This window comes from [Pseudopropionibacterium] massiliense, from assembly GCF_900607225.1.
Lineage (GTDB): Bacteria > Actinomycetota > Actinomycetes > Propionibacteriales > Propionibacteriaceae > Arachnia > Arachnia massiliensis.
On record NZ_LR027842.1, the window covers coordinates 1719249 to 1742655 of the forward strand.

Annotated in this window: 27 protein-coding genes; 6 read left to right on the forward strand and 21 right to left on the reverse strand. The window is 66.8% G+C overall.

The window, feature by feature from the left end; all coding sequences use genetic code 11:
- Window positions 1–28 precede the first annotated feature (28 nt).
- The 6 genes from era to E0E39_RS07665 all read right to left on the reverse strand — a co-directional run bounded on the left by era (window position 29) and on the right by E0E39_RS07665 (window position 6086).
- Window positions 29–955 (reverse strand): GTPase Era, encoded by a 927-nt coding sequence (gene era, locus E0E39_RS07640; protein WP_130874204.1) that lies wholly within the window; start codon window positions 953–955, stop codon window positions 29–31.
- Entirely contained in the window at window positions 948–2255 is a 1308-nt protein-coding gene (locus E0E39_RS07645) for a hemolysin family protein (RefSeq protein ID WP_130874205.1), read from the reverse strand. Before E0E39_RS07645 ends, era begins: the two co-directional genes overlap by 8 nt.
- Before the next feature lie 87 nt (window positions 2256–2342).
- Window positions 2343–2825: an rRNA maturation RNase YbeY gene (gene ybeY / locus E0E39_RS07650; RefSeq protein ID WP_130874206.1), complete on the reverse strand. Its 483-nt coding sequence runs from the start codon at window positions 2823–2825 to the stop codon at window positions 2343–2345.
- A complete protein-coding gene (locus tag E0E39_RS07655; protein ID WP_130875657.1) occupies window positions 2822–3748 on the reverse strand; it encodes a PhoH family protein in 927 nt (308 codons plus the stop codon). The genes ybeY and E0E39_RS07655 overlap by 4 nt, the downstream gene beginning before the upstream one ends.
- A 164-nt stretch (window positions 3749–3912) precedes the next feature.
- Window positions 3913–4917 (reverse strand): sugar phosphate isomerase/epimerase family protein, encoded by a 1005-nt coding sequence (locus E0E39_RS07660; RefSeq protein WP_130874207.1) that lies wholly within the window; start codon window positions 4915–4917, stop codon window positions 3913–3915.
- On the reverse strand, window positions 4914–6086 hold the full coding sequence (locus E0E39_RS07665; RefSeq protein ID WP_130874208.1) for a Gfo/Idh/MocA family protein: 1173 nt from the start codon (window positions 6084–6086) through the stop codon (window positions 4914–4916). The genes E0E39_RS07660 and E0E39_RS07665 overlap by 4 nt, the downstream gene beginning before the upstream one ends.
- A 90-nt stretch (window positions 6087–6176) precedes the next feature.
- On the opposite strand from E0E39_RS07665, the gene E0E39_RS07670 reads away from it, so the two are divergent.
- Window positions 6177–7217: a LacI family DNA-binding transcriptional regulator gene (locus E0E39_RS07670; RefSeq protein WP_130874209.1), complete on the forward strand. Its 1041-nt coding sequence runs from the start codon at window positions 6177–6179 to the stop codon at window positions 7215–7217.
- Window positions 7218–7271: 54 nt separating this feature from the next.
- Here the strand turns inward: E0E39_RS07670 and E0E39_RS07675 are convergent, their stop codons facing one another.
- Window positions 7272–7703, reverse strand: a complete 432-nt coding sequence (locus E0E39_RS07675) for a DUF5709 domain-containing protein (RefSeq protein ID WP_130874210.1) — start codon at window positions 7701–7703, stop codon at window positions 7272–7274.
- 81 nt (window positions 7704–7784) lie between these two features.
- Here E0E39_RS07675 and E0E39_RS07680 point away from each other — a divergent pair, with 81 nt between their 5' ends.
- The gene (locus tag E0E39_RS07680; protein WP_130874211.1) at window positions 7785–8474 is read left to right on the forward strand and encodes a queuosine precursor transporter; all 690 of its coding nucleotides are present in this window, start codon (window positions 7785–7787) and stop codon (window positions 8472–8474) included.
- A gap of 9 nt (window positions 8475–8483) precedes the next feature.
- Here the strand turns inward: E0E39_RS07680 and E0E39_RS07685 are convergent, their stop codons facing one another.
- Window positions 8484–9395: a hypothetical protein gene (locus tag E0E39_RS07685; protein WP_130874212.1), complete on the reverse strand. Its 912-nt coding sequence runs from the start codon at window positions 9393–9395 to the stop codon at window positions 8484–8486.
- Between the two features lie 2 nt (window positions 9396–9397).
- Window positions 9398–10621, reverse strand: a complete 1224-nt coding sequence (tgt, locus tag E0E39_RS07690) for a tRNA guanosine(34) transglycosylase Tgt (protein ID WP_130874213.1) — start codon at window positions 10619–10621, stop codon at window positions 9398–9400.
- A gap of 22 nt (window positions 10622–10643) precedes the next feature.
- Between tgt and E0E39_RS07695 the strand changes: the two genes are divergently transcribed.
- Entirely contained in the window at window positions 10644–11507 is an 864-nt protein-coding gene (locus tag E0E39_RS07695) for a diacylglycerol/lipid kinase family protein (protein ID WP_165444684.1), read from the forward strand.
- Between the two features lie 122 nt (window positions 11508–11629).
- Here E0E39_RS07695 and E0E39_RS07700 read toward each other — a convergent pair whose 3' ends face one another.
- Genes E0E39_RS07700 through hrcA form a run of 3 tightly spaced genes read right to left on the reverse strand, consistent with a single transcriptional unit; the run spans window position 11630 to window position 14532 of the window.
- Window positions 11630–12358: a 16S rRNA (uracil(1498)-N(3))-methyltransferase gene (locus tag E0E39_RS07700; RefSeq protein WP_130874215.1), complete on the reverse strand. Its 729-nt coding sequence runs from the start codon at window positions 12356–12358 to the stop codon at window positions 11630–11632.
- Window positions 12355–13521 (reverse strand): molecular chaperone DnaJ, encoded by a 1167-nt coding sequence (gene dnaJ / locus E0E39_RS07705; RefSeq protein WP_130874216.1) that lies wholly within the window; start codon window positions 13519–13521, stop codon window positions 12355–12357. The genes E0E39_RS07700 and dnaJ overlap by 4 nt, the downstream gene beginning before the upstream one ends.
- A 3-nt stretch (window positions 13522–13524) precedes the next feature.
- Window positions 13525–14532, reverse strand: a complete 1008-nt coding sequence (gene hrcA / locus E0E39_RS07710; RefSeq protein ID WP_130874217.1) for a heat-inducible transcriptional repressor HrcA — start codon at window positions 14530–14532, stop codon at window positions 13525–13527.
- Window positions 14533–14617: 85 nt separating this feature from the next.
- Between hrcA and E0E39_RS07715 the strand changes: the two genes are divergently transcribed.
- Window positions 14618–15466 (forward strand): MBL fold metallo-hydrolase, encoded by an 849-nt coding sequence (locus E0E39_RS07715; protein ID WP_165444685.1) that lies wholly within the window; start codon window positions 14618–14620, stop codon window positions 15464–15466.
- On the opposite strand, the gene E0E39_RS07720 is transcribed toward E0E39_RS07715, so the two are convergent.
- The 8 genes from E0E39_RS07720 to E0E39_RS07755 all read right to left on the reverse strand — a co-directional run bounded on the left by E0E39_RS07720 (window position 15467) and on the right by E0E39_RS07755 (window position 21787).
- Window positions 15467–16249 (reverse strand): inositol monophosphatase family protein, encoded by a 783-nt coding sequence (locus E0E39_RS07720; RefSeq protein ID WP_130874219.1) that lies wholly within the window; start codon window positions 16247–16249, stop codon window positions 15467–15469. It lies immediately after the preceding gene.
- 9 nt (window positions 16250–16258) lie between these two features.
- Complete coding sequence (locus E0E39_RS07725) at window positions 16259–17104, reverse strand: DUF3097 domain-containing protein (protein WP_130874220.1); 846 nt, start codon at window positions 17102–17104, stop codon at window positions 16259–16261.
- A 67-nt stretch (window positions 17105–17171) separates the two neighbouring features.
- A complete protein-coding gene (locus E0E39_RS07730; RefSeq protein ID WP_130874221.1) occupies window positions 17172–17987 on the reverse strand; it encodes a hypothetical protein in 816 nt (271 codons plus the stop codon).
- Window positions 17972–18703 carry an ABC transporter ATP-binding protein gene (locus tag E0E39_RS07735; RefSeq protein ID WP_130874222.1) on the reverse strand — a complete coding sequence of 244 codons (732 nt, stop codon included), beginning with the start codon at window positions 18701–18703 and terminating at the stop codon, window positions 17972–17974. The genes E0E39_RS07730 and E0E39_RS07735 overlap by 16 nt, the downstream gene beginning before the upstream one ends.
- Window positions 18700–19059, reverse strand: coding sequence for a GntR family transcriptional regulator (locus E0E39_RS07740; RefSeq protein ID WP_130874223.1), 360 nt, complete (start codon window positions 19057–19059; stop codon window positions 18700–18702). Before E0E39_RS07740 ends, E0E39_RS07735 begins: the two co-directional genes overlap by 4 nt.
- A 119-nt stretch (window positions 19060–19178) precedes the next feature.
- Window positions 19179–19868: an SDR family oxidoreductase gene (locus E0E39_RS07745; protein ID WP_130874224.1), complete on the reverse strand. Its 690-nt coding sequence runs from the start codon at window positions 19866–19868 to the stop codon at window positions 19179–19181.
- Between the two features lie 9 nt (window positions 19869–19877).
- Window positions 19878–20753, reverse strand: a complete 876-nt coding sequence (locus E0E39_RS07750; protein ID WP_130874225.1) for an NAD(+)/NADH kinase — start codon at window positions 20751–20753, stop codon at window positions 19878–19880.
- The gene (locus E0E39_RS07755; RefSeq protein WP_130874226.1) at window positions 20750–21787 is read right to left on the reverse strand and encodes an SPFH domain-containing protein; all 1038 of its coding nucleotides are present in this window, start codon (window positions 21785–21787) and stop codon (window positions 20750–20752) included. Before E0E39_RS07755 ends, E0E39_RS07750 begins: the two co-directional genes overlap by 4 nt.
- A gap of 76 nt (window positions 21788–21863) precedes the next feature.
- Between E0E39_RS07755 and E0E39_RS07760 the strand changes: the two genes are divergently transcribed.
- Both E0E39_RS07760 and E0E39_RS07765 read left to right on the forward strand, forming a co-directional pair.
- Window positions 21864–22535, forward strand: a complete 672-nt coding sequence (locus E0E39_RS07760; RefSeq protein ID WP_245988233.1) for an NUDIX hydrolase — start codon at window positions 21864–21866, stop codon at window positions 22533–22535.
- A 140-nt stretch (window positions 22536–22675) separates the two neighbouring features.
- A complete protein-coding gene (locus E0E39_RS07765; protein WP_130874227.1) occupies window positions 22676–22864 on the forward strand; it encodes a hypothetical protein in 189 nt (62 codons plus the stop codon).
- On the opposite strand, the gene E0E39_RS07770 is transcribed toward E0E39_RS07765, so the two are convergent.
- Window positions 22845–23402: a DinB family protein gene (locus E0E39_RS07770; RefSeq protein WP_245988234.1), complete on the reverse strand. Its 558-nt coding sequence runs from the start codon at window positions 23400–23402 to the stop codon at window positions 22845–22847. The genes E0E39_RS07765 and E0E39_RS07770 overlap by 20 nt on opposite strands.
- Window positions 23403–23407: the final 5 nt, after the last annotated feature.

Consider the following 23407-nt stretch of genomic DNA (forward strand, 5'->3'; position numbering starts at 1 on the left):
GAATCGCTCTGCCATGCCTGGAAGCCTACTAGAAACCGAGCCTGTTGAGATATTTCGTGTCGCGCTGCCACTCGCGCAGCACCTTGACGTGCAGGCTCAGGTGGACCGGGGTGCCCAGCAACCGGTTGATCTGGAGGCGGGCCGCCGTCCCGATCTCCCGCAGGCGGCTTCCCTTGTGCCCGATGATGATCCCCTTCTGGGAGTCACGCTCCACGACGATGGATGCGAACACGTCCAGGAGGGGTTTGTCCTCGGGGCGGTCGGGACGTGGCAGGATCTCGTCGATCACCACCGCTATGGAGTGTGGGAGTTCGTCGCGCACTCCTTCGAGGGCGGCCTCCCGGATCAGTTCGGCGATGAGCGTCTCCTCCGGTTCGTCGGTGACCTCGCCGTCGGGGTAGTACATCGGGCCCTCGGGCAGCAGACGCAGCAGCACGTCACGAACCGTGTCCACCTGGTCGTTGTTGAGCGCGGAACAGGGAACCACCTCGGCCCACTGGATGCCGAGTTCGTCCGCGAGCGCCGAGACGTCCACCAGGTGGGAGAGTACCCGTTCCTTGCTGACGAGATCGGTCTTGGTGGCCAACGCCACCAGCAGGGGGCGGTTTGACAGTTCGGCGATCTGCGAGACGATGTAGCGGTCGCCGGGACCGATCCGCTGGTCGCAGGGCAGACAGACGCCGACGATGTCCACCTCGGACCAGGTTTCGCGCACCAGCTCGTTGAGGCGCTCCCCCAGCAGGGTGCGGGGACGGTGCAGCCCGGGTGTGTCGATCAGCACCAACTGCCCCGAGTCGCAGGTGACTATGCCCCGTACCGCATGCCTGGTGGTCTGGGGTTTCGAGGATGCGATCGCGATCTTCTGACCCACCAGGGCGTTTGTCAGGGTGGATTTTCCCGCGTTGGGTCGCCCGACGAAGCAGGCGAAGCCGGAGTGGAACGGCTGGTCAGTCACTGGTTTCCTCCTTGTCCTCCTGGGGTTTCTCGGGGGCGAGACGCACCAGTACGGTCCCTATCTGGTGGCGGCGCCCCACTGCACGGTCGGCCACCATCTCGATGCCTTCGTAGGTGACGCTGGAACCCGGGATGGGAACCACGTTGAGAAGTTTCGCCATCAACCCGCCGACGGTGTCGACGTCCTCGTCCTGCAGCGGGATTCCGAACAGTTCACCCAGCTCGTCGACGGGCAGCCGGGAGCTGACCCGGTAGTGTCCGGGTTCCGGGAGTTCGGCGATGGCGGGGATCTCGTGGTCGTACTCGTCGACGATCTCCCCCACGATCTCCTCGACGATGTCCTCCATCGTGCACAGGCCCGCTGTGCCGCCGAACTCGTCGATGACGATCACCAGGTGAGAGTGGCGCAGCTGCATGTCACGCAGCAGTTCCGAGGCGGGTTTGGAGTCGGGCACGAAACTGGCCGGACGCATCAGGTCGCCAACGGTTTCGTTGCGTTCCGCGTCGGGGTAGTCGTAGACGCGCCTGGTGACATCCTTCAGGTAGACCACACCGAGCACGTCGTCGATGCCGTCGTCACCCACGACGGGGATGCGGGAGAAACCGGATCGCAGGGCCAGCGACAACAGCTGTCTGAGGGTGCGGTCCCTGGGGACCCAGACCATGTCGGTGCGGGGAACCATCACCTCCTTGACGAGGGTGTCGCCCAGTTCGAACACAGAGTGGATCATCTTCGATTCGCGCGCCTCGATCACCTCGTTGGCCTCGGCGATGTCAACGAGATCCCGGAGCTCGGCCTCCGAGGCGAACGGACCATCCGAGAACCCGCGCCCGGGGGTCAGCGCGTTCCCTAGCAGGATCATCAGCTGCGCAACCGGTCCCAGCACCGTGGTCAGCAGCGACACCAGAGGCGCGAAGGACCTCATGATCCGCTCCGGGTGCTGCCTTCCGATCGTTCTGGGGGCAACCCCCCACAGGATGAAGAACACCATCAGCAGGATCGCCACGAGCGTCACCAGTCGAGGTGCCGTGCCCTCGATGTTCTGGAAGACCACCAACGCCACGAGCGCCATGGCCGTCGCCTCGAAGGACATCCGGGTGAACATCACGGCGTTGATGGAGGGGGCCGGGTCCTGTGCCATCAACCGGATCCGTTCCGCCCCGCGGACTCCCGATTCGACCAGTTTGTCGGCCCGTCCCCGGGAGAACCCCGTGAGGGCGGTTTCGACGGCGACGAGCAGGGAGGCGACGATCGCGCAGGCGAATGCAGCCGTCAGTTCTGTCCACTGGGCCTGGAACATGTGGAGGTGATCAACCCCAACCTTTGAATGGAAACACTTGAGCGGCCAGTTTAGTGGCGTCCCGCGACGAAACGACCCGACGCACCGTCACCTGTTGCCCGGTTGATCGCTCCGACGGTTGTTCCGAGCCACCTCCCATGCAGCGATGATCCTGTCGTTCAGGCCGAACATGACGGCTTTCTCCTCCGGTTCGGCGTGGTCGTGCCCGAGGAGATGGAGCAGGCCGTGAATCAGGAGATATTCGGCCTCCGCATCCGGTTCTCGGCCGTTCTCGGCCGCCTGCCGGGCGGTCACCTGCGGGCAGAGCACGATGTCGCCGAGCAGCCCGAGGGGTGGCTCCTCATCCTCGGCTGGTTCCCGGAGCTCGTCCATTGGGAAACTCATCACGTCGGTCGGGCCGGGCAGATCCATGAAACGCTGGTGGTACTCGGCCATGGTGGCCTCGTCGACCAGCAGGATCGACAGGTCCGCCTGGGGATGGATGCGCAGACGACCGAGGGCGAACCGTGCCAGGGCCACCAATCCCAGTTCATCGGCCTGAACACCGGATTCATTGTTGATGTCGATCATCTGCCGCCCCTGCCCTGCTGGATGCTGTCGTAGGAATCGTAGGCGGCGACGATCCTGCCGACCAACCTGTGACGCACCACGTCGCGGGCGGTGAGAGTACAGAAGGCGATGTCCTCGATGCCGTCGAGGATCTGGGTGACCTGACGCAACCCGCTGCGCACCCCGCCGGGAAGATCGACCTGGGTGATGTCCCCCGTCACCACGACCTTGGAACCGAATCCGAGTCGGGTGAGAAACATCTTCATCTGCTCCGCGGACGTGTTCTGGGCCTCGTCGAGGATGATGAAGGCGTCATTGAGGGTGCGGCCACGCATGTAGGCCAGGGGGGCCACCTCGATGGTGCCGGAGGTCAGGAGCTTCGGCACCGAATCCGCCTCAACCATGTCGTGCAGCGCATCGTAGAGGGGACGCAGATAGGGATCGATCTTGTCGTTGAGGGTACCCGGCAGGAAACCGAGCCGTTCCCCGGCCTCGATCGCCGGGCGGGTCAGGATGATGCGGCTCACCTTCTTGGACTGCAGGGCCTGCACCGCCTTCGCCATGGCCAGGTAGGTCTTGCCGGTGCCTGCCGGGCCGATTCCGAAGACCACCGTGTGCCGGTCGATGGCGTCCACGTAGCGTTTCTGGTTGAGGGTTTTCGGCCGCACGGTCCTGCCACGCGCGGAGATGATGCCGGAAGTGAGGATCTCGGAGGGTTTCAGGTCATCGGCCGCCAACCCGATGACCCGCTCCACGGTTTCCTCACTCAAACCTTGCCCGGTGCGAATTATGGTGATGAGCTCGGTCAGGATCTCGACGGCGGAGGCCACGTCTCCCGGTTCCCCGGTCACCGTCACCTGACTGCCACGAACGTGAAGATCCGCGGCGAGCCGGTCCTCCAACACCCGCAGGAAGGCGTCCCGGGGACCGAGCAGCGTCACCATGTCGATGGAGGCCGGAACCGTGATCACCCGGCTCGCCCGCTGAATTTCGTCTCCCACAGGTTCCCTTTCACGGCTCGGAGTACCCGAGCCCATGAGGACCCAGCTTAGAGGTTCGGGAAGGAGCTGGCCGGCCGGGTGCCCTGACCCGACCGGCCCGTCCCGGGTCATCCGGCCTGGAAGGCCGCCCAGGCCGACTTCAGCACGTCGGCCGCCACCTGGAGTCCTTCGATGCGTCCGAGCTCGGTGTCCTCGTGCTCGATGTTGAGGCACATGTCGGGATCCACGTCGTGAAGAACCCGGATGAACTCGGTCCAGTAGGCCACGTCGTGCCCCTTGCCCAGAGCGACGAAATCCCACGACGAATCCTTCGGCCACTCGTTGGCCCACTCGTCGCCGCCGAGGTTGACGCGCGGCTCGTCCGGGGACAACCGGCGGAAACCGTTGTCCAGGACGCCGTTCAACCTGGCGTTCTCGACGTTGATCCGGACGTCCTTCGCGGCGGCGTGGAAAATCAGCGGCCCGAGTTCACGGACCACGGCCACCGGATCGGCCTGCTGCCAGAACAGGTGTGAGGCGTCCATCTCGACCCCGATGTTCGTGGCGCCGGTCAGCTCGACCAGTTTGCGGATGTCTCGGGCGTTGAAGACGAGGTTCTGGGGATGCAGTTCGAGCGCCACCTTGACCCCGTGGTCCTTGGCGAGCTGGTCGATCTCGCTCCAGAACCTCGCGGCGATCTCCCACTGGTGGTCGAGCACGTCGAGCGCGGCCGAGTTCCAGGCGTTGACGATCCAGTTCGGGTGCAGGGCTCCGGGCTCGCCACCGGGCAACCCGGACATGGTCACCACCCGGTTCTGCCCGAGCGCGGCCGCCGCACGGATGGAACGGCGGACATCCTCGGCGTGCTTGTCCCCGATGATCGGGTTGGGGTGGAGGGGGTTGCCATTGCAGTTGAGGCCCGCGATCTCCACTCCGGTGCCGTCGAAGCGCGCCAGATAGGCCTTCGCGGCGGCCGGGTCGGCGATGATCTCGTCGATCTCGGGGATGTGCACCGGGGGCAGGAAACCACCGGAGTTGATCTCGATGCCGTTCAACCCGAGGTCGGCGATCACCTTGATCGCATCCTCCAGGGAACGGTCGTGCAGAATCGCGTTGTAGACGCCGAGTTTCACAGGTTCACCTGCTTTCCGTTGTCCGCAGCCGAGCGGGCGACGGCCGCGAGGATTTCCATGTTGTGGACACCTTCGTCGAAGGACGCGTTGCGGGGCAGGGATTCCTCCTCCGGGATTCCCGCAACCTCCTCCAGGAAGGCCCGGGCCTGGTAGGTGAAGCCCTCGTTCTGGCCGAAACCGACACCGGAGACGTCGATCGGCATGCCGCCGGCCACGTAGGGGTGGTCCGCTCCGAGGTTCACGGTGCGGTAGCCGTTGCTGCCGGGGTGGTCGTCGTTGAGGTACAGGCGGACCTGTGAGGGCGTGTCCTGGTGGAAGCTGGCGGCGCCGTTCTCGCAGAACACCTCGAAGTCGAGCCCGTTCGGGTAGCCGGCCGCGACGCGGGAGACCTCGAGGCTTCCCCGGGTTTCCCCGAAGAACGCGGTGAAGGTGGCGTAGTCGTCGTTCTCCACGGTCTCCTTCCGATCGGAGACGGCGGCCAGTCCGTGCCCGACCACGGACCCCAGGGGCACGAGACGTTCCTTGATCGCGGTGGCGAAGGCCCCGCCGGAAACGGCCGTGATCTGACCGCAGAGGAACTCGGACAGGTAGGTCAGGTGGCTGCCGACGTCGGCGAGCGCGCCGGATCCCATCGGCCCCTTGTAGCGCCAGCTCATCGGCGCCATCGGGTTGCAGCCGTAGTCGCACCAGTAGCGGCCCGAGAAGTGCAGCACCCTGCCGAGGGTCCCGTCCCGGATCCAGTCCCTGATCGCCGCGACGCCGGGCTGGCGGCGGTAGGTGAGGCCGATGCGAACGATCGAGGAGGCCTCCCGGGCCAGGTCGGCCATCTTCCGCGCCGAGGCCAGGGTGTCGGAGAGCGGTTTCTCGCACAGCACATGCTTGCCCGCCTCGACGAGTCCCCTGACCACCTCGAGGTGCAGGCTGTTCGCGATGACGACGCTGACCACCTGGATGTCGGGGTCCTCGGCGATGGCCCGCCAGTCCGTGTCGCTGCGTTCATAGCCGTAGCGGCGGGCGGCCGCTCGCCCGACCTCGGCGTTCACGTCCCCGATGGAGACATAGCGCAGGTCCGGGAGCGTGGATTCGTAGAGCGTTGGTGCGACCCGGTACGCGGCGGCATGGGCCTTGCCCGCCATACCGGCTCCGATGACGGCGATTCCTATGGTCATGCATCCTCCTTGATCACCACTTGGAGCGCTCCAAGTGGTTTCACTGTAGAATCCTGCGAGCACTCTGTCAACACCCGGGGAGGAGGAATGATGACCCCGCCGTCACCCAGGCCGACCATCTACGACGTGGCGCGCGAGGCCGGGGTCTCGAAGTCACTGGTCTCCCTGGTGCTGAACGACTCGCCCCTGGTGGCCGAGGCGAAGCGGGATGCGGTCCGCGACGCGATCCGGAAACTCGGGTACCGACGCAGCCAGGCGGCCTCCTCCCTGGCGAGCAATCGGACACGGACCATCGGCCTGGTGATCGACGACTTCCGCAACCCGTGGTTCGTCGAGCTGCTGAACGGCCTGCGCACCATGGTGGGGCCGCACGGCTTCCACGTCGCCGTCAGGGAGCACTTCACGCTGGGTGGCACCACCATGAACGCCGTCGACGGCTTCCGCGACACCCAGGTCGATGCCCTGGTCGTGGCGGCGGAGCCGGGCCGGGAGTTCGAGGACCTGGGCATTCCCACGGTGCTGGAGGGCACCCGGTGCAACACCATCGAGGGGGCCGACCTGATCAGCAGCGACCAGGTCCAGGGGGTGAACCTCCTGATGGAACACCTGCGTTGTCTGGGACACGAACGCATCGGCCACGTCACCGGCACCGGCGGCTCGGCCGGCATCCGCCGCAGGGCGTACTCGGATTTCATGGAATCGGCGGGCCTGGAGCCCCTGCTCGGCGGGTTCACGAACCCGACCAACGAGGAGGGAGGGTATCTGGGAACCGCGGAGTTGCTGCGGGAACATCCCGGGCTGACAGCAGTCTTCACTGCCAACGACACCATGGCCCTGGGGGCACGTGCCGCGCTGCGCGAAACCGGATACGAGGTACCGGGCGATGTGTCGCTGATCGGCTTCGACAACTCGCAGCTCGCCCGGAGTCGTTTCCTGGACCTCACCACCGTTGACAATCACGCCTTCGACGTCGGCGTGGCCTGCGCCGAGGCTCTGCTGCGCCGGATCGCCGATCCCGGCGCCTCACCGGAACGGGTCACCATCCCGACCAGTCTGGTGATCCGCACATCGTCAGCGGTCCCGGGACGCACCGAGTCGGGGGAAGCACACCGCGGACACACGGTTCCGTGAAGCAATGACCGGCCGGGATTTCAAGGAACGGTGGACCCACCGCGCCCCTCCTGGTCAGAAATCGTCCTGATCGTCCTGATCGTCGCGGATGATGTGCATGGCGGCCTCCTCGGCGCTCGCCGCCCCGCCGGAGAATCCCACGTCCACTCCGAGGGTGTCCTCACCGCCCGATCCCTGGACCCGCATCAGTCGCCCCGCACGTTCCCGCCCGACCTGACGCTCCTCCCCGTCCGGGTTCCAGGGCGCGTCATCGCGGACGGCCTCCGGTTGCTCCTGGCGGATGCGCTGCTCAATGGTCTCGCCCCGGTGCATCTCCGCGAACGTGTTTCCGAATCCCTGGCCCACCGACCACCGTTCGGGGGTGATGTAACCCTCATCGAGCACATCGTCCACGCCGCGGTTGATCAGGGAGTCCCCCTCCTGCAACTGATCCAGCTGCTCGGCTTCCTCGGGAACCTGGGTGTTGAAGTCGACGATGTCTTCCATGACCCAATACTGCCACCACTACGCCTTCAAGACGTAAACCACGCTTGAACTCATCACCTGGGCGCGGCATAAAATTCCAAGGTGACCCAGCCGGATACCTTTCCCCGCGCCCGCGGCAACTACGACCTGGTGGTGACCTTGTTCGTCGCACTGCTGCTGATCTCCAACGTAGCCGCCACCAAGCTGATCGCCTTCGGGCCCGAGTGGTCGCCGTTCGGGCTGCCGGTCCTGCCGATCATCACCGACGGCGGTGCGCTGTTGTTCCCGCTCACCTACGTGCTGGGCGACGTCCTGGCGGAGGTGTTCGGGATGCGGGGGGCTCGGCGCGCCATCCTCCTGGGTTTCGGGGTCTCGCTGCTCGCCTCGCTCACCTTCCTGGCGGTCGGTGCCGCCCCTGCAGCCCCCGGCTACGAGAACCAAGAGGCATTCGTCGCGGTCCTCGGCTTCGTTCCGCGCATCGTCGTCGCTTCCCTCGCCGGTTACCTGGTCGGGCAGTTCCTCAACGCCTGGGTGCTCGTGAAGCTGAAGCGGTGGCGGGGCGGCAAGGGCATGTGGAAACGCCTGCTGGGTTCCACCGTTGTCGGTGAGGCTGCCGACACCACCATCTTCTGCCTGATCGCCTTCGGCGGGCAGATCGACGGCGGCACGATGCTGAACTACATCGTCGTCGGCTACCTGTTCAAGGTCAGTGTGGAGGCCGTTCTGCTGCCGGTCACCTACCGGGTGATCAGCCTGGTGCGCAGTCTCGAGCCCGAACTCACCAAGGTTTGAGGAACCACCTCAACCCAGGCCCTCGAGCTGCCGGAACTGCTCATACCGGGCGCGCAGATGTTCGATGGCACCCGGCCGAGCCCGTTCCAGCGATCGCCGGACACGGTCCTGACGTTCTCGGGGTTGCTCCTCCAGGGCTGCAACAAAACCGGGAATCAGCCTCATCCTTTCCCTGGAGGAGAGGAACAGATCGATCAGTCTGCGGATCCCACGCCAGTTCGGACCATGGTCCAGTTCGAGGACCGCCAGGAGTGGACCGTAGTCGGCAGGTTTCTGATCCATCGCCCACCGCAGCAGTTGAAGATCACCGTCCTGCCGGAACAGCTCCACGGCCCATCTCCATTCCTCGGGCCAGCCCGTGGGAACCGGATCCAGGCAGACCTCCGTGACCTCACCACCCAACGCAACGAACACCGTCTCCCAGTGCTGACTCTCGTGGGACCAGAGACGCATCGCGTCAAGTACCAGTTCCCTCTGCTGCGATCGCCATTCCCCGGCCCATGTCGTGAACTCCCGGCAGGCTTGATCGTCATGGGTCAGTCGTTCCAGGGCATCGGAAATATTCGGGTGATTCCCGTTGGTTTCCAACCACTCAGGTAACACCCGGGCCGCGACTCTTCCGAAATCCGCGGCGGGATACACAGCCAGGTGTGAATAGATGGCTTCGTAGATTTCATGGTGTTCGATGGGATGAACCGCCAGCAACAGACTTCGGATGGCGGCCGGCCCCTCTTCCCCGTTCAAGGAATCGACGATCTCGCACAGGCGCTGGTGTCCGGCCAGTTCCTCCGCCTCCTCCTCGGGGGATCTCGGTGGGTCATCGTCCTGCGTGATGTTCCCGGCAAGTGCGATCAGCTCATCCTGCCAAGGTGGGACAGCCCCAAACTCGTCCTCGGCGCACATGGTCTCTTCGGTACACATGATCACTGCGTTTTCCGGGCGTTGTAGCGGCCCATGAACTCGTTGCGGAAGCGGTCGAACTCACCTGTCTCCAGGCTGGCACGGATCTCGTCCACCAGGCGCACCGTGAAACGTTCGTTGTGGATGGTGGCGAGGGTGGAGGCCAGCATCTCCTTCGCCTTGAACAGGTGATGGAGGTAGGCACGGGTGTAGTGGGTGCAGGTGTAGCAGTCGCAGCCCGCCTCCAACGGTTCGAAGGCGCGGCGGTTCCTGGCGGTGTTCACGTTGTACCGCCCGTCGGCGGTGTAGATGGCGGCGTTGCGGGCCACCCTGGACGGATTGACGCAGTCGAAGGTGTCCGCACCGAAGGCCACGGCCTCGAACAGGTCCTCGGGTTCGGAGATCCCGAGCAGGTGCCGGGGCCGGTCCTCGGGCAGTTCATCGACCATCCAGCCGATGATGCGCCCCAGATTCTCCTTCTCCAGTGCCCCGCCGAGCCCGAACCCGTCGAACCGGGAACCATCCACCTCGAGGGCCGCCAGGTCCGCGGCCGCTCTCCTGCGCAGATCCTCGTACTGGGCGCCCTGGATCACCCCGAACAGGGCCTGGTGGGGCCGGCCGGCTCGTTCCTCCGTCAAGCGGGCGTGGGCGCGCAGGCATCGGGCCGCCCACCGGTGGGTGCGCGCCACGGAGGCCTCCTGGTAGTCGCGGGTGTTCATCAGGGTGGTGAGCTCGTCGAAGGCGAACATGATGTCCGCACCGAGTTGGTGCTGGATGGTCATCGAGACCTCCGGGGTGAACCGGAGGCGGCTGCCGTTGAGGTGGCTGAAGAAGGTGACGCCGTCCTCGTCGACGTGCGCGCGCCGCTTCTTTCCCTCGGCGATGACGTCGTCGCCCACGAGCCCCTTGGTGTCCATCGCCAGCACCTTTTTGAAACCGGCACCGAGACTCATCACCTGGAATCCACCTGAATCCGTGAAGGTGGGGCCGGGCCAGTTCATGAAGCACCCGAGACCGCCGGCCTCGTCCACCAGGTCGGAACCGGGCTGTAGATACAGGTGATAGGCATTGGCCAGCAGCGCCTGGGCACCGAGATCGGCCATGGCCTCCGGCAGCACCGCCTTCACACTCGCTTTCGTCCCGACGGGTATGAAGGCCGGTGTGCGAATGTCGCCGTGGGGGGTGTGGATCACGCCGGTACGCGCCCGCCCCTCGGAACGCACAGCCACTTCAAAACCGAAACTCACCGGGCAAGGTTACCGTTGGCGCATGCCCTTCACCGCACTGATCCTGAACCCGGTCCATCCGGGAGCGGCAACGGCGGCACGAGAACTGGGCGCGCTGGGTGAGGTCCGCACCTACCCGACCACCCCCGCATCCCCCGGCCCCGAGCAGGCGGCGCGGGCCCTGTCGGAGGGGGCCGGTTCCCTGGTCGTCGCGGGCGGGGACGGCACGCGGCGGCTCGTCGCGGGGGCAGCCGCGGGCACCGGGATCCCCATCGGGATCCTCGCCACCGGCACCGCCTGCATCTACTCCAGGAATCTGGGGCTCCCCCTCGGACCGGCAGGAGCGGAGCTGGCCATGACCGGGATTGCCCGTTCCATGGACCTCGGTTGGGCGAGTCTCGACGGAGGTTCCCCCGAGCCCTTCCTGGTGGCCGCCGGCATGGGGCGGGACGCCGAAACCCTCCTCGGGGTCCGGGACAACCTGAAGAAGCGGCTCGGCTGGATGGCCTACGCACGGGCAGGGCTCGGAACCATGGGGCTTCCCAGACTGCCTCTGAGGATCAACGGGCAACCGGTCGAGGCCTGGACCGTTCTGGCGGGCAATGTCGGGAGGGTTCCGACGGCCTCCCTCTTCCCCGGGGCGCGTCCCGACGACGGGAGGTTGCACGTCATGCACCTCGGGGTCGACGGCTGGCGGGACTGGTGGCCCGTTCTGCTCGTGGGAATGACCCGCTCCCGCCGCGACATCGGCAAACTGCTCCGTTGGGAGACGGCCCACGTGCTCATCGAGTCGGACATCCCGAGAGCGGTTCACCTGGACGGTGACCCGCGCCCGGCGTCGCGTTCGCTGGAGGCGTGGATCGATCCCGGGGCCCTGCGGATTCGTTGCCGGGGAAAAGCTGATTGATACCGTTGCGCCCGGAGGGAACTTGGCCGAGAAAGCATCCGCATCTGCCCCAGGATCCTGGACGTGCCGGGCGCCGGTAGCAACGTCGTGCGATTCCGGGACCGTTGCCGGGAAACGACCCTTCAGCGTTCGCCCAGAACCGTGAGCTGCCCGATGGCGATGGCTCCCGCCGTGGAGGTGCGCAGCACGCCGTCGCTGATCCGTACCGGAACCGCCCCCGCGCCCCGGAAGCGTTCCAGCTCCTCCGGGCTGATGCCCCCCTCAGGGCCCACGATCAGCAGGATCTCTCCCGCTTCGGGGAGCTTCACACGGGACAGGGTCTTCTCTGCCGACTCGTGCAGGACCAGGGCGAGTTCGGCTGCTTCGATCCGCTCCACCACCCGGGTGGTGGTGACGGCCGAGACCTCGGGGATCCGGAACCTCCTGGACTGCTTGGTGGCCTCACGCGCGGTGGCGGTCCAACGTCCCAAGGATTTCACCCCGCGTTCCCCCTGCCAGCGCACGATGGAGCGCGACGCCTGCCAGGCGAGGATCTCGTCCACCCCCAGCTCGGTCATGGTCTCCACCGCGAGTTCCGAACGGTCACCCTTGGCGAGTGCCTGGGCAACCACGAACCGGTGAGCGCGGGGATGTGATTCCAGAATCTCGGTCACCTCGACCGCCAAACGGTTCCTCTCCGCGGCGACGACGCGCCCGCGGACCGCCCGTCCCGCACCGTCGGCCAGCAGCACGCCCTCCCCCGGCGTCGTGCGTTTGACGACCACCGCATGCCGGGCCTCGTCCCCGGTCACCTCCACGATCCCACCGATCCTCACCCGGTCGAATCGCGCCAGGAAGAGCGGGTCGCTCACCCGAAGGTTTCCTTGAACCAACCCCTGACACCCTTGTGGCCGGGATGTCTGGCCTCCACCGTGGTCTCGTCACGCAGCTCGGCGAGTTGGCGCAGCAGGTCGCGTTGTTTCTCGTCCAGTTTCCGCGGGGTCTCGACGACGATGGTGACCCCCAGGTCGCCCCTGCCGCCCCCGCGCAGCCTGGGCACGCCCCGGCCCTTGAGCGGGATCCGGGCCCCCGACTGCGTCCCGGCCGGCACGTCGACGATGACCTTCCGGTCGGCCTCCTCCGAACCCTCCCACTCGGCCTCCAGGGTGGCCAGCTCGACGCTGGTGCCGAGGGCGGCAGCGGTCATCGGCAGCGTCATCACCACTTCGAGATTGTCGCCGTCACGGCGGAACCGTTCGTGCTCGGCCACGACCAGCTCGACGTACAGGTCGCCGGCGGGGCCGCCACCGCGGCCTACCTCGCCGCGGCCCTCGAGATGGATCCGGTTGCCCGTCGACACCCCCGCAGGGATGCGCACGGAGATGTCGCGGGAGCTGCGCACCCGCCCTTCACCGGAGCATTCCCCGCAGGGGTTGGGAATGATCGTCCCGAAACCCTGACAGGTGGGGCACTGCTGCGCGGTGCGGATGTCCCCGATGAAGCTGCGCTGCACCGTGGTCACCTCGCCCTGCCCACGGCAGGTGTTGCAGGTCACGGGTTTGGAGCCGGGCTCCCCGCCCGCCCCCTGGCACTTGGGGCACACGACGGCAGTGTCGATCCTGATGGATTTCGTGCACCCGAAAACCGCTTCGTGAAGCTCCAGACCGGCCCTGACCAGCGCGTCGTGCCCCTGCTGGACCCGGGACCGAGGACCGCGTCCAGCGGCCTGTCCCCCGAACATGGCGTCCATGATGGTGGAGAAGTCGAATCCGCCAAAACCCGCGCCGCCGAAGCCACCCGTTCCGCCGGCGCCGCCACGACCGAGCGGGTCACCCCCCTGGTCATAGATGGCACGTTTGTTGGGATCATTGAGTACCTCGTAGGCCTCGCTGAGCTCCTTGAACTTCTCGGCTGCATCCTCTCCCTGCGCCACGTCGGGATGCACCTTCATGGCCTTGCGACGGTAGGCCTTCTTGATCTGTTCCGTCGTGGCTTCCTCGTCGACCCCGAGGATGTCGTAGTAGTTCTTGCTCAATGCTCAACCTTCTATGAGGATACGGCTCACGTATCGCGCGACGGCGCGTACGGACGCGATGGTGGAGGGGTAGTCCATGCGGGTGGGACCGACCACCCCGAGGGATGCGGCACGTTCGTTGCCGACCGAATAGCCCGTGGCGACCAGGGACGTGGACTTGAAGCCCTCCGCCGTGTTCTCGGCCCCGATTCGTACCGTGATGTCGTCGCTGGTCGCCTCATCGAGGAGGCGGAGCAGAACCACCTGTTCCTCCAACGCTTCCAGCAGCGGGCGAAGTCCCGTGGTGAAGGAGTGTCCGGCGAGATTCGGCACTCCGGCCACCAGGACCTGGGCGGTGGGCTCGGCCCCGAGCAGTTCGAGGGCGACGGCGAACACCGGGTTGAGTTGGGCACGCCGCGCCTGGTCGAATTCGTCCAGGGCTGCGGCCATGCGGTTCGCGGCGTCAGCCGCGGTGTGCCCGATGGTGGCCTCCCTGAGCCTCAGGTTGGCCACGTGCACCGCCTCCGGTTCCAGACCGGGGAGCTCCAATATCTGTTGGTCCACCCGGCCCGTGGAGCTGATCACGATGACGAGGAGACGTCCCGGGGTCAGCTGCACAAGTTCGGCGTGGGCAATGGTGCTGCGCTGCGCCGAGGGATACTGGACGATCGCCACCTGGTGGGTCAGCTGGGCCAGTAGGCGGACGGTGCGGGTGACCAGATCGTTGACGTCGAGGGCGCCGGCCATGAAGGCGTTGATCGCTCTTCGTTCGGCCGCGGAGAGCGGTTTGATGGTGGCGAGTTTGTCGACGAAGAGCCGGTAACCCTTGTCGGTGGGGATTCGCCCGGCGCTGGTGTGGGGCTGGGCTATGTAACCCTCTTCCTCGAGCACGGCCATGTCGTTGCGCACCGTCGCCGGGGACACCCCGAGCTGGTGTCGCTCTACGAGGGCCTTCGAGCCAACGGGCTCACGACTGGCCACGTAGTCCGTGACGATGGCACGCAGCACCTGCATCTTCCGCTCGTCGAGCACGGTCACCTCCTCATTGGCACTCGAAGCATGCGAGTGCCAGTGTAGAGCACACGGGCAATCCCTTCCGCAGCTGTACTCTCGGCCCATGACCAATTCGTCCATCGGTGCGTGGCGATCCGTGAGCCCCGCGATCCACCTCTGTGTTCTCCAACCCCACGGGGTGAGCGTCGGACTGGTCGCCGGCGAGCAGCGGGCCGCCCTGATCGACTGCGGCTCCACCCCCGAGCAGGGCACTGCACTGCTGGAGCGGGCCCGCAGCCTCGTGGGGGTGCCCGTCAACCACGTGGTGGTCACCCATCCGCATCACGACCACTGGTTCGGCCTGGCCGGGATGGAAGATGTGACCTCCATCGCCCACGAGGACCTGCTCCGCGACCCGGAACCCGAGGTGCTGGATGCCGCAGCAGCCATCGGGCTCGCGCGGCTGCCGGCACCGGATGAAACGTTCTCCCTCGCGAGATCCCTGGACCTGGGGGGTGTTCGCCTCGAGATGCTTCACACGGGTCCCGCGCACACCCGGGCCGACATCGTCGTGGTGGTTCCCGGGGATGACGTCATCTTCATGGGCGATCTCGTCGAGAGCGCGGGCGATCCCCAGTTCGGGCCCGCCTCCGATACCGGCAACTGGCCGAGGGTCCTCGACGACGCGCTGGGGGCCTCCAGCGAGGCGACGCGTTTCGTCCCCGGACACGCCCCGGCCGGTGGGGAGGAGCTGACGGTGGACAGGGAGTTCTGTTTCCGGCAACGGGCCGAGATCGCCATGGTCCAGGGCACGGTCGAAGGCCTCGTGTACCGGGGCGTGGCGCTGGAGGACGCCCTCGGGTTCGCGGAGTGGCCCTTCGGCGAGAACACGATGCGGGTCGCGTTGCCCCTGATCTACCGGCGGCTGGCAGAGGAGGGGATCGAACCGAGACGACACCTGCCGCTGGTCTGATCAGCCGAACATCCCGGCCAGGCACCGGTGGGCAGTCTCCCAGACCCCGGGGTCGCGGGCCACCAGCAGCCCGCTGGCCTCGCTGCCCGCTGTGTAGTCGGCGCCGTTCATGGTCCGGGAACCCCCGCCGTTCTCGACCACCATCAGCGATCCAGCCAGGTGGTCCCACGGCATCACCTTGGTGTAGTGAATGAAGTCGAGTTCCCCGTGCAGCACCCTCGGGTAGTCGAATGCGCAGGCGAAGAGGGAACGGACCACCGGGGAAAGCTCACCACCCCCGGTGAACCCCTGGACGTGGGTCTTGGACGAGGCACCGAGGGGTGGCCGGTCGTGTTCGTGCGGGGTGACCGGCTCGTCGTTGAGGCGCACTCCGGCGCCCTTCTCGGCGACGTACCCGCGGCCGGTCCGCGGTTGCCAGATCCATCCCCGGGTGGTGATCCCGTTCCGGGTCTCCGCCAGCATCACCCCGTGTTCCGGACGTCCCGCGACGAAGTTGCGGGTTCCGTCGATCGGGTCGATCACCAGGGCGTGCTCCGCGGTGGGAAGTTCTCGGCGCAGCCCCGGGTTGGCGAACACCGCCTCCTCCCCGATCACCAGGGCATCCGGGTAGATCCGGCGCAATGCGGAGGAAAGGATGGCCTCGGCCTCCCTGTCCGCGATGGTGACAAGATCGTCCGGCGACGTCTTCGCCTCCACGTCCGCCTGTTCGAGGGCCCGGAACCGGGGATTGATGGCCTTTTCGGCGGTCTCCTTGATCAATTCCAGGATGGCTGCGGTGTCCATGGGGCCACACTATCCAAGGTCGAGGTGATCCTGCGTGACGAAGTCGATCAGCAGTTCCATGCGCTGGTTCAGCTGGGGTTCGAGGTCGCGCCAGGTTCGTACCCGGGCGAGCATCGCCCGCCACGCCCGTGCGATGTCGGCCTGGTCGGCGTGGGGCAGGCCGAGAGCCTTGAGGGTGCCCTTCTTGAAATCCTGATCCCTGGGTACCCGGGGCCATGCCCTGCGCCCGATGCGTTCGGGTTTGATGGCCTGCCAGATGTCGATGAACTCGTGCCCGGTGACGAACACGTGGTCGCGGTATCCGGCCCGGGCCACCTGTGCCGCGATCCGTGACTCCTTGCTGCCCGCCACCATGTGGTCGACCAGCACCCCCAGCCGACGTCCCGGGCCGGGGTTGAACTCGGCGACGATGGCCGGCAGGTCGTCGATGCCCCCCAGGTATTCGACGACCACCCCGACGTGGCGCAGGTCTTCGCCCCAGACCTTCTCCACCAGTTCGGCGTCGTGGCGGCCCTCGACGTAGATCCGGGAGGGCAGCGCCACCTTCGCCGGTTCCGGGGTTTCTGATGCCCGGGATCCGGATGCGGTGTAGCGGGGTTTCGGGGTCGTGGCCCGCAGGGGTGGGCGGAGAGCGACCGGTTCTCCCTCGAGCAGGAATCCCGGTCCGAGGGGGAAGCTGCGTTTCTTTCCCTTGCGGTCCTCCAGCACGACGATGCCGTTCTCCCAGCCGACCACGGCCCCGCAGAAGTCGTCGAACTCGACCACGAGATCCTTCTCGACGGGAACGTCGCGGGTTTTCCTCAGGTGGGCCTGCTGCCAACCGGGGCGCAGCACGTCGTCGCGGTACCGATCCATTCGCCACACGATAGACGCCCCGGGCCCCGGTCGTGTCCGGACACGACCGGGGCCCGGGGTTCCGGGTTCACCGGAGCGAGATCCGGCGATTCCAGTTGTGGAGCATCCACGGGATGCAGACTGCAACGAGCACCACCATCGCAACGACCCAGCCGAGGGGAATGATGGTGTTCTCCTTCATCTGGTAGGCGTGCAGCGTGTCCACGACACCGAGGTTCAACCCCCCGCCTGCATATGTCAGGCCGATGGGAAGGAAGATCGCCCCGAAGCACAGGATGCTGGTAACCAGATAGCTGGCGATCCAGGTCAGGATCGGCCCCGCGACGCCGAACCCGGCAAGTTTCGGATCGCTGCCGATCGTGGCGGCGAAGTAGAACATGACGAGGTAGAACCAGCCCAGGAACAGGACCAACAGCACCACCAGCACCCATTGCCACCAAGGCAGCAGCTCGCCCAGCGAGGCCAGGAACCGGGGGATCAGTTCCTCCATGCCCGGCCCGTCTCCCTGGAAGACCGGGCCACCCAGGTAGGCCATCGCCAGCGAGGCCAGCGCCACCCACACCAGGGCGACCGCCTGGATCACGGTTCCCCACACCAGTCGCGCACCGAGGATCGTGGAGCCCCTGACCGGGAGGCCGTGGGTCAGGTACCCCGTCCGTCCCCAGGACGTGCGCCAGAAGTCGACCGCGAGGACGATCTGGATGAAGGGCCACATCGCCCCGACGAGGAAGAGGCCGAAGACCCCGAACACCGCGGAGACCACGGGAATGTTGAAATGGGACAGGAATCCCGATCCCAGCAGCACCAGGGTGCCCACGCCGAGGATCAGGCCCACTATGGGTCCGGTGCGGAGGGCCTCGTGTTTGATCAGTTTGCGGACCATGAATAGACCTTTCGGAAGAGCGCGTCGATGGACAGTCCGTGTTCGGCGCGGAGATCGTCCACCTGCCCGGTCAGCAGGACCTTGCCGTGGCGCATCATGACGACGGCGTCGAGGACCGGTTCGAGATCGTGGATGAGGTGGGTTGAGATGAGGACCAGGGCATCCGACTCCAGGTTGCGCACGATCCCCTCGAGGATCACCTCTCGTGCGGCCGGGTCGACCCCGGAGATGGGTTCGTCGAGCAGGAAGACCTTGGCGTCGCGCGACATGGCCAGGGCGATCTGCGCCTTCTCGCGCATGCCCTTGCTCATCTGCTTCAGTTTCATGTCTCCCGTGAGACCGAAGAACTTGATCATGTCGCTGGCCTTGTCGGCCCTGAAGTCCGGGAAGAAGTCCGAGAACATCCCGATACACCGGGAGACGGTGGCCGAATCATCCAGATAGCTGGCATCGGGTAGGAAGCTCACGCAGGCCTTGGTGTCGGGACCCAGCCGCCTGCCCGCGATCCTCACCTGCCCCGCGTGGTCCTGCATAACCCCGGCCAGCACCTTCAACAGCGTGGTCTTGCCGCAACCGTTCTCCCCGAGCAGGCCGATCACCTGCCCGCCCGCGAGTTCCAGGTCCACGCCCGCGAGCGCCGGGACCGGTCCGAAATTCTTGTTCAGGTCGCGGACCTCAATGAGTGGCCCGTTGCTCCTGGGGCCGGCCTGGTTCATTGCTGGTTCCACCTTTCTGTGATCAGTGCCATGGCTTCGGCCTCGGTCAGCCCGAAACCCTTCACCCGGGTTGTGAACTCGTCCGCCGCTCCCTTCGCCAGGTCGCGCCGGAGCCGGGAAATGCGGTGCGCGTCGTCGGTGACGAACCGCCCCACCGCTCTCTCCGAGCGGCAGAGCCCGTCACGCTCCAGCTCGGCGAGAGTGCGCTGGACGGTGTTCGGGTTGACCCCGAGCTCGACCGCGAGCTCCCGGACCCCGGGGATCTGCTTGCCCGGGACCCATCTCCCGATGACGATCCGCCTGGTGAACTCCTCCCGGAGCTGGAGCCATATCGGCCGGCTGGCGTCGAAGTCCACGACACGTCCCTCCGTATTTCCGTATTAAGTACTTAATACAGTAGCACAGCGACGGTGCAAGTCAACCCGCCAGGCATCGACGCACGCCTCCGCCCCGGCAGGGGCGTGGCGAACCCGGCTCAGAAAACGCTGGGCCGGATGCTCAGCTGCTCGACGGTGGCGTTGCCCGGGGTGTCGACGGCCAACCGCACGGCTGCCGCCACCGACCCGGGTGAGACGTAGCGCGAACCGTCGTAGTGTTCGTTGCCCATCGCCGCCTGTAGCTCACGCTGCATGTCGGTGTCCGTCCGCCCCGGATGGATGGAGCAGACCCGCACCTTTCCGCGCACCTCCTCACGCAGGGCATCGGTCAGCGCCCGCAGGGCGAACTTGGAACCGGCGTAGACTCCCCCGCCGGGGCTCGAGAAGAACCCGGCCCCGGAGTTGATGGCCACCACGATCCCCTGGGCGGCCTCGAGGGCGGGCAGGAGAAGGCGGGTGAGGTCGGCGACGGCGAACACGTTGGTCTCGAAGACCTCGTACCAGAGCGCCCGGGAGGCGGCGCCGATGTCGTCCGAGCGCCCGATGCCGGCGGAGTGGACCAGCACGTCCAGACGTCCAATCCCGGCGCAGGCCGTGGCGACCGCGTCCTCATCGGCCAGGTCGCAGACGAAGGGTGCCGCGTCGCCCAATTCGGCGACCAGCTCCCCGACCCGGGCGGCGTCGCGACCGCCCACCAGGATCCGGTGCGTCGAGGAGAGCTCGACGGCGATGGCGCGGCCGATGCCGCGGGTTGCTCCGGTCACGAGGGCTACAGGGCGATTCGTCATGGGAAGAATCTACTTCAGGCGCATGAGGTTCAGCCCGCCCTCGGCCTTCCGGACGATCAGCCCCTGCCCCCATTCGAGGCGCAGGAAGTCGCGTTCGATGCCGTCCCCGAAGACCACGAGGGTGGAGCGGGCCGAGAGCTCCAGCCCCTCCCCCTCCGCGAGCAGCCCGGCGGTGAGGGATGTGCCGGTGGTCCCCGACGGCCAGGCCTCCCGCACGAAGTAGGCGAGTTCACCGGAGGTGGCCCCCGGTAAGCCGAAACCGGGGCGGTTCTGCCCCCACAGCGATGCCAGCCATCCACCGGCACCGGTCCCGGTCCCCACGACCACCCCGGAGGAGGATTGCGTCTCAGCGCTCCCGCCGACCCTGAGGTCGTAGCGCGCGGACTGATGGCCGCGGTCGCCGGCGAAGATCTCGTTGAGGGCCCGGAGCCGTTGCCCGTCGTCCACGATCGCCTCGACCATCGTCCGAACCTCGGTCTCCGGCCTGCCCCGGCCCGCCAGCAGGTCCCGCAGGTCCTCGGGCGAGTGGCTGCACAGGACTCCCGGCGCACCCGGGCTGATGCCGAGCACCGGCTGGTCGCGCAGGTATTTGCTGACGTTGGGAATCAGGCCGTCCTGCCCGACCACGACCACCAAGTCGTCGGGTTCGAAGAGGAACCGGGAGAGCTGACCCCTCTCGGCCTCCGCGTAACGCCACTGGGCCGGTACCGCGTTCGAGACGGCGTCGAGCGTTCTTCGCTGCGCCTCATCGGCAGCCCGCAGGGTCTCGATCCCCAGCCCGCGGCCGCTCAGAAAGAACTCGACGGCGCCGAGCGTGGAGTGGACCTCGAGCAGCTCGGCCAGCCAGGTCCGTCGATGCACGACGACGAGACGTGGCGCGCTCATCCCCGGACCTCCTCCAAGAGCCTGGAGACCCCGCCTGCGAGCAGGTCGGGGGTGAGTGTGAGCGAGTCGATCTTCGGCAACGCGGACAACACCTCCGGGGCCACGGCTGCCAGCACCGCGACCGGTTCCCCTGCTGAGAAGACCGCCAGCCTGGCCTGGAGGGCGGCATTCTCCGCTTCAGCAATCCGGGCGACCTCGCCGGCCCTGGCCTCCGCCATCAGGGTGACCTCGTCGGCCCCAGCCTCCACCCGGAGCCGCCTGTTCGCCGCCTCGGCCTCATTGCGGAGCCGGTCTCGTTCCAGTTCCTGTTCGGTGCGGCGGCGTTCGTTCATTCCCTGGAGCTCCACGAGCTCGGCCTCGCGGCGAGCCAGTTCGGTTCGGTTGTTCAGCTCGTTCTCCTTGATGGCCCGTTCCCGGTCCACCGCCTGCGCCCGCCGGTCGTAGGTGGCGCGATCCGCGTCCGCCTGCGCTTCTTCCCGGATACGGGTCTGGAGGGCCCGTTCGAGCTCCTCGTCGGCCCGGACCGCGACGACACGGACCCCGAGCACCTCGATGCCCGCGCCGCCGAGCTGGCGTTCCCCCGACAGACCCTCGGCGATCGCGTCGCGGACCAGCCGCAACCCGTCGTCGAGGACCGTCCTGAGGGGCTCCCCCGCGACCACTTCCGCCGCGAACTGTTTCGCGGATTCGGCGAGGCGGTTCTGCAGGTTCTGCATGGGCTGGCCGGTCCATTCACCGGTTCGCTGGTCGATCTCGAAATCCACCCTCCGAGCGGTCAGCTCGGGATCGGCGATACGCACGGTGAGCGCGGTCTGGACGCTGACCTCCTGGCGGTCGGAGGTGGTGACCCGGAAGATGTTCCCGAACTCCATGTCGTCGACCGGAACCTCGGAGAGGCTGGTGTCGAGCGGCCGGAACCAGAACGAGGCCCCGGCGCCGCGGTTGACCAGTTTTCCGCGCCTTCCTTGGAAGAGCGCCCTGGTGGCCGAGCTGGTGGCGTGGGAGAAGAACGGGTAGCGATGAATGGTGGCCATTGGAACCTCCTAATTAATGTGTAACTGACAGTAAAGACTTCTGGAGATTCTGTCAACTTGACGTTAATCTTGGTGCATGAAGCTTCCCGTCATGACCGTCGCCGTCGACATCGTGGTGCTCACCATCGCGGACGCCCGCCTGCAGGTGGCCCTGGTGGAGCGGGGCATCCCCCCGTACGAGGGGAAACAGGCTCTGCCGGGTGGTTTCGTCCTGCCCGGGGAGTCGGTGATGGATGCGGCCCGGCGCGAGCTGGTGGAGGAAACCGGCCTGGATCTCGACACGACCCACCTGGAGCAGCTCGCCACCTTCGGCGAACCCGGGCGCGACCCGAGAGGCCGCGTGGTCTCGGTCGCCCACCTCGCCCTGGCCGCCTCCCTCGGCGGCCTGAATCCCGGGTCGGATGCCTCCGGGGCCCGTTGGTGTCCGGTTGACGACCTGCCCTCCCTGGCCTTCGACCACGACGAGATCCTCCGGACGGGGGTCGAACGCGCCCGGGCGAAACTGGAGTACACGACCGTGGCGACCCGGTTCTGCGGGCCCGGGTTCACCATGACCGAGCTGCGGCGGGTCTACGAGGCGGCCTGGGACACCACGATCGATCCCCGGAACTTCTCACGCAAGGTGCTGGGGTCGCGGGGATTCGTCATCGAGTGCGGGACCCGCAGCGGCGGTCGCGGGAGACCCGCCGCCCTGTACCGTGCGGGAACCGCGGACGGCCTTCACCCCCCGATCATGAGGGAGGACTGAGGAACCATTTGTTCATGCACCAGAATTAATCGTGCGTTCCACCCAGGACTTCCGCAGCGAGGAGGACGACGGCATCACCTTCGGGACCGAGACTCGCGACCGTGAGGAGTACGTGCATTTGTACATCGGACACTCGCCGTGTGCGGAACCCGTGGCTGGTCGAGAACCGCTTCACCCCGGCCACGGAAGTGTTCGCCACCGATCTCGTCCCAGACGACTGGTCGTGGACGAACGTGCTGCTCGTGGCCGAGAAACCCCTGCGAAGCGGGTTGGGGCCGCAGGAAACCTCGCGACCCCAACCGTGTCGCGTCATTTCCTCCAGGGTGTGACGAACTCGTTGGCGGGCCTCCCCTCGACGGCGGCATTGAGTTCCGCTGCCTTGGCGCCGTCGATCTGCTCCCGGATGATGTCGGCGTGGCCGGCGTGTCGGGCGAACTCCTCCAGGTCGTGGACGACGACGTACCTCATGGCCGCCTCGGCGGGCTCGTTGCGCCCGTACCAGGGTGCCGGCGGAACCTGCACCACCCGATCCAGATCGACCTCCTCCACCAGCGCCAGGTACTGCTCGCACAGTTTGTCGTAGTTCTCCAGCAGCGTCGCGAGGTCCTCGTCCTCGCCCGGGGTGAAGCTGGCCATGAAGTCCTCGTAGCCGGGTTTCGCGTCCAGGACACCGGCCGCAGCCAGTCGGTTGCGCAGGACGTAGGAGCAGTGTTTGATCACCCCTGCGACGGAGAACACCGAGGCCAAGGGTTGCTGCCGGGCCTGTTCGTCGGTCAGCCCGTGGGCGGCGTCCCGGATGGCCTGGAGCTGCACCTGCAGGAAATTGCGTAGTGTGGTGCGTTCATCGTGGATGGCCGGGAAGTACATGTTTC

Coding starts and splice junctions, on each gene's coding strand:
- E0E39_RS07745 (WP_130874224.1), bottom strand. CDS start 19,868: ATGACGAATCGCCCTGTAGCCCTCGTGACCGGAGCAACCCGCGGCATC.
- E0E39_RS07695 (WP_165444684.1), top strand. CDS start 10,644: ATGCCCTTCACCGCACTGATCCTGAACCCGGTCCATCCGGGAGCGGCA.
- E0E39_RS07720 (WP_130874219.1), bottom strand. CDS start 16,249: ATGGACACCGCAGCCATCCTGGAATTGATCAAGGAGACCGCCGAAAAG.
- E0E39_RS07645 (WP_130874205.1), bottom strand. CDS start 2,255: ATGTTCCAGGCCCAGTGGACAGAACTGACGGCTGCATTCGCCTGCGCG.
- E0E39_RS07760 (WP_245988233.1), top strand. CDS start 21,864: ATGAAGCTTCCCGTCATGACCGTCGCCGTCGACATCGTGGTGCTCACC.
- E0E39_RS07715 (WP_165444685.1), top strand. CDS start 14,618: ATGACCAATTCGTCCATCGGTGCGTGGCGATCCGTGAGCCCCGCGATC.
- E0E39_RS07755 (WP_130874226.1), bottom strand. CDS start 21,787: ATGGCCACCATTCATCGCTACCCGTTCTTCTCCCACGCCACCAGCTCG.
- E0E39_RS07725 (WP_130874220.1), bottom strand. CDS start 17,104: ATGGATCGGTACCGCGACGACGTGCTGCGCCCCGGTTGGCAGCAGGCC.
- E0E39_RS07735 (WP_130874222.1), bottom strand. CDS start 18,703: ATGAACCAGGCCGGCCCCAGGAGCAACGGGCCACTCATTGAGGTCCGC.
- E0E39_RS07675 (WP_130874210.1), bottom strand. CDS start 7,703: ATGGAAGACATCGTCGACTTCAACACCCAGGTTCCCGAGGAAGCCGAG.
- ybeY (WP_130874206.1), bottom strand. CDS start 2,825: ATGATCGACATCAACAATGAATCCGGTGTTCAGGCCGATGAACTGGGA.
- E0E39_RS07685 (WP_130874212.1), bottom strand. CDS start 9,395: ATGTGTACCGAAGAGACCATGTGCGCCGAGGACGAGTTTGGGGCTGTC.
- E0E39_RS07665 (WP_130874208.1), bottom strand. CDS start 6,086: ATGACCATAGGAATCGCCGTCATCGGAGCCGGTATGGCGGGCAAGGCC.
- E0E39_RS07770 (WP_245988234.1), bottom strand. CDS start 23,402: ATGTACTTCCCGGCCATCCACGATGAACGCACCACACTACGCAATTTC.
- E0E39_RS07670 (WP_130874209.1), top strand. CDS start 6,177: ATGACCCCGCCGTCACCCAGGCCGACCATCTACGACGTGGCGCGCGAG.
- E0E39_RS07730 (WP_130874221.1), bottom strand. CDS start 17,987: ATGGTCCGCAAACTGATCAAACACGAGGCCCTCCGCACCGGACCCATA.
- E0E39_RS07655 (WP_130875657.1), bottom strand. CDS start 3,748: ATGGTGACGCTGCTCGGTCCCCGGGACGCCTTCCTGCGGGTGTTGGAG.
- E0E39_RS07750 (WP_130874225.1), bottom strand. CDS start 20,753: ATGAGCGCGCCACGTCTCGTCGTCGTGCATCGACGGACCTGGCTGGCC.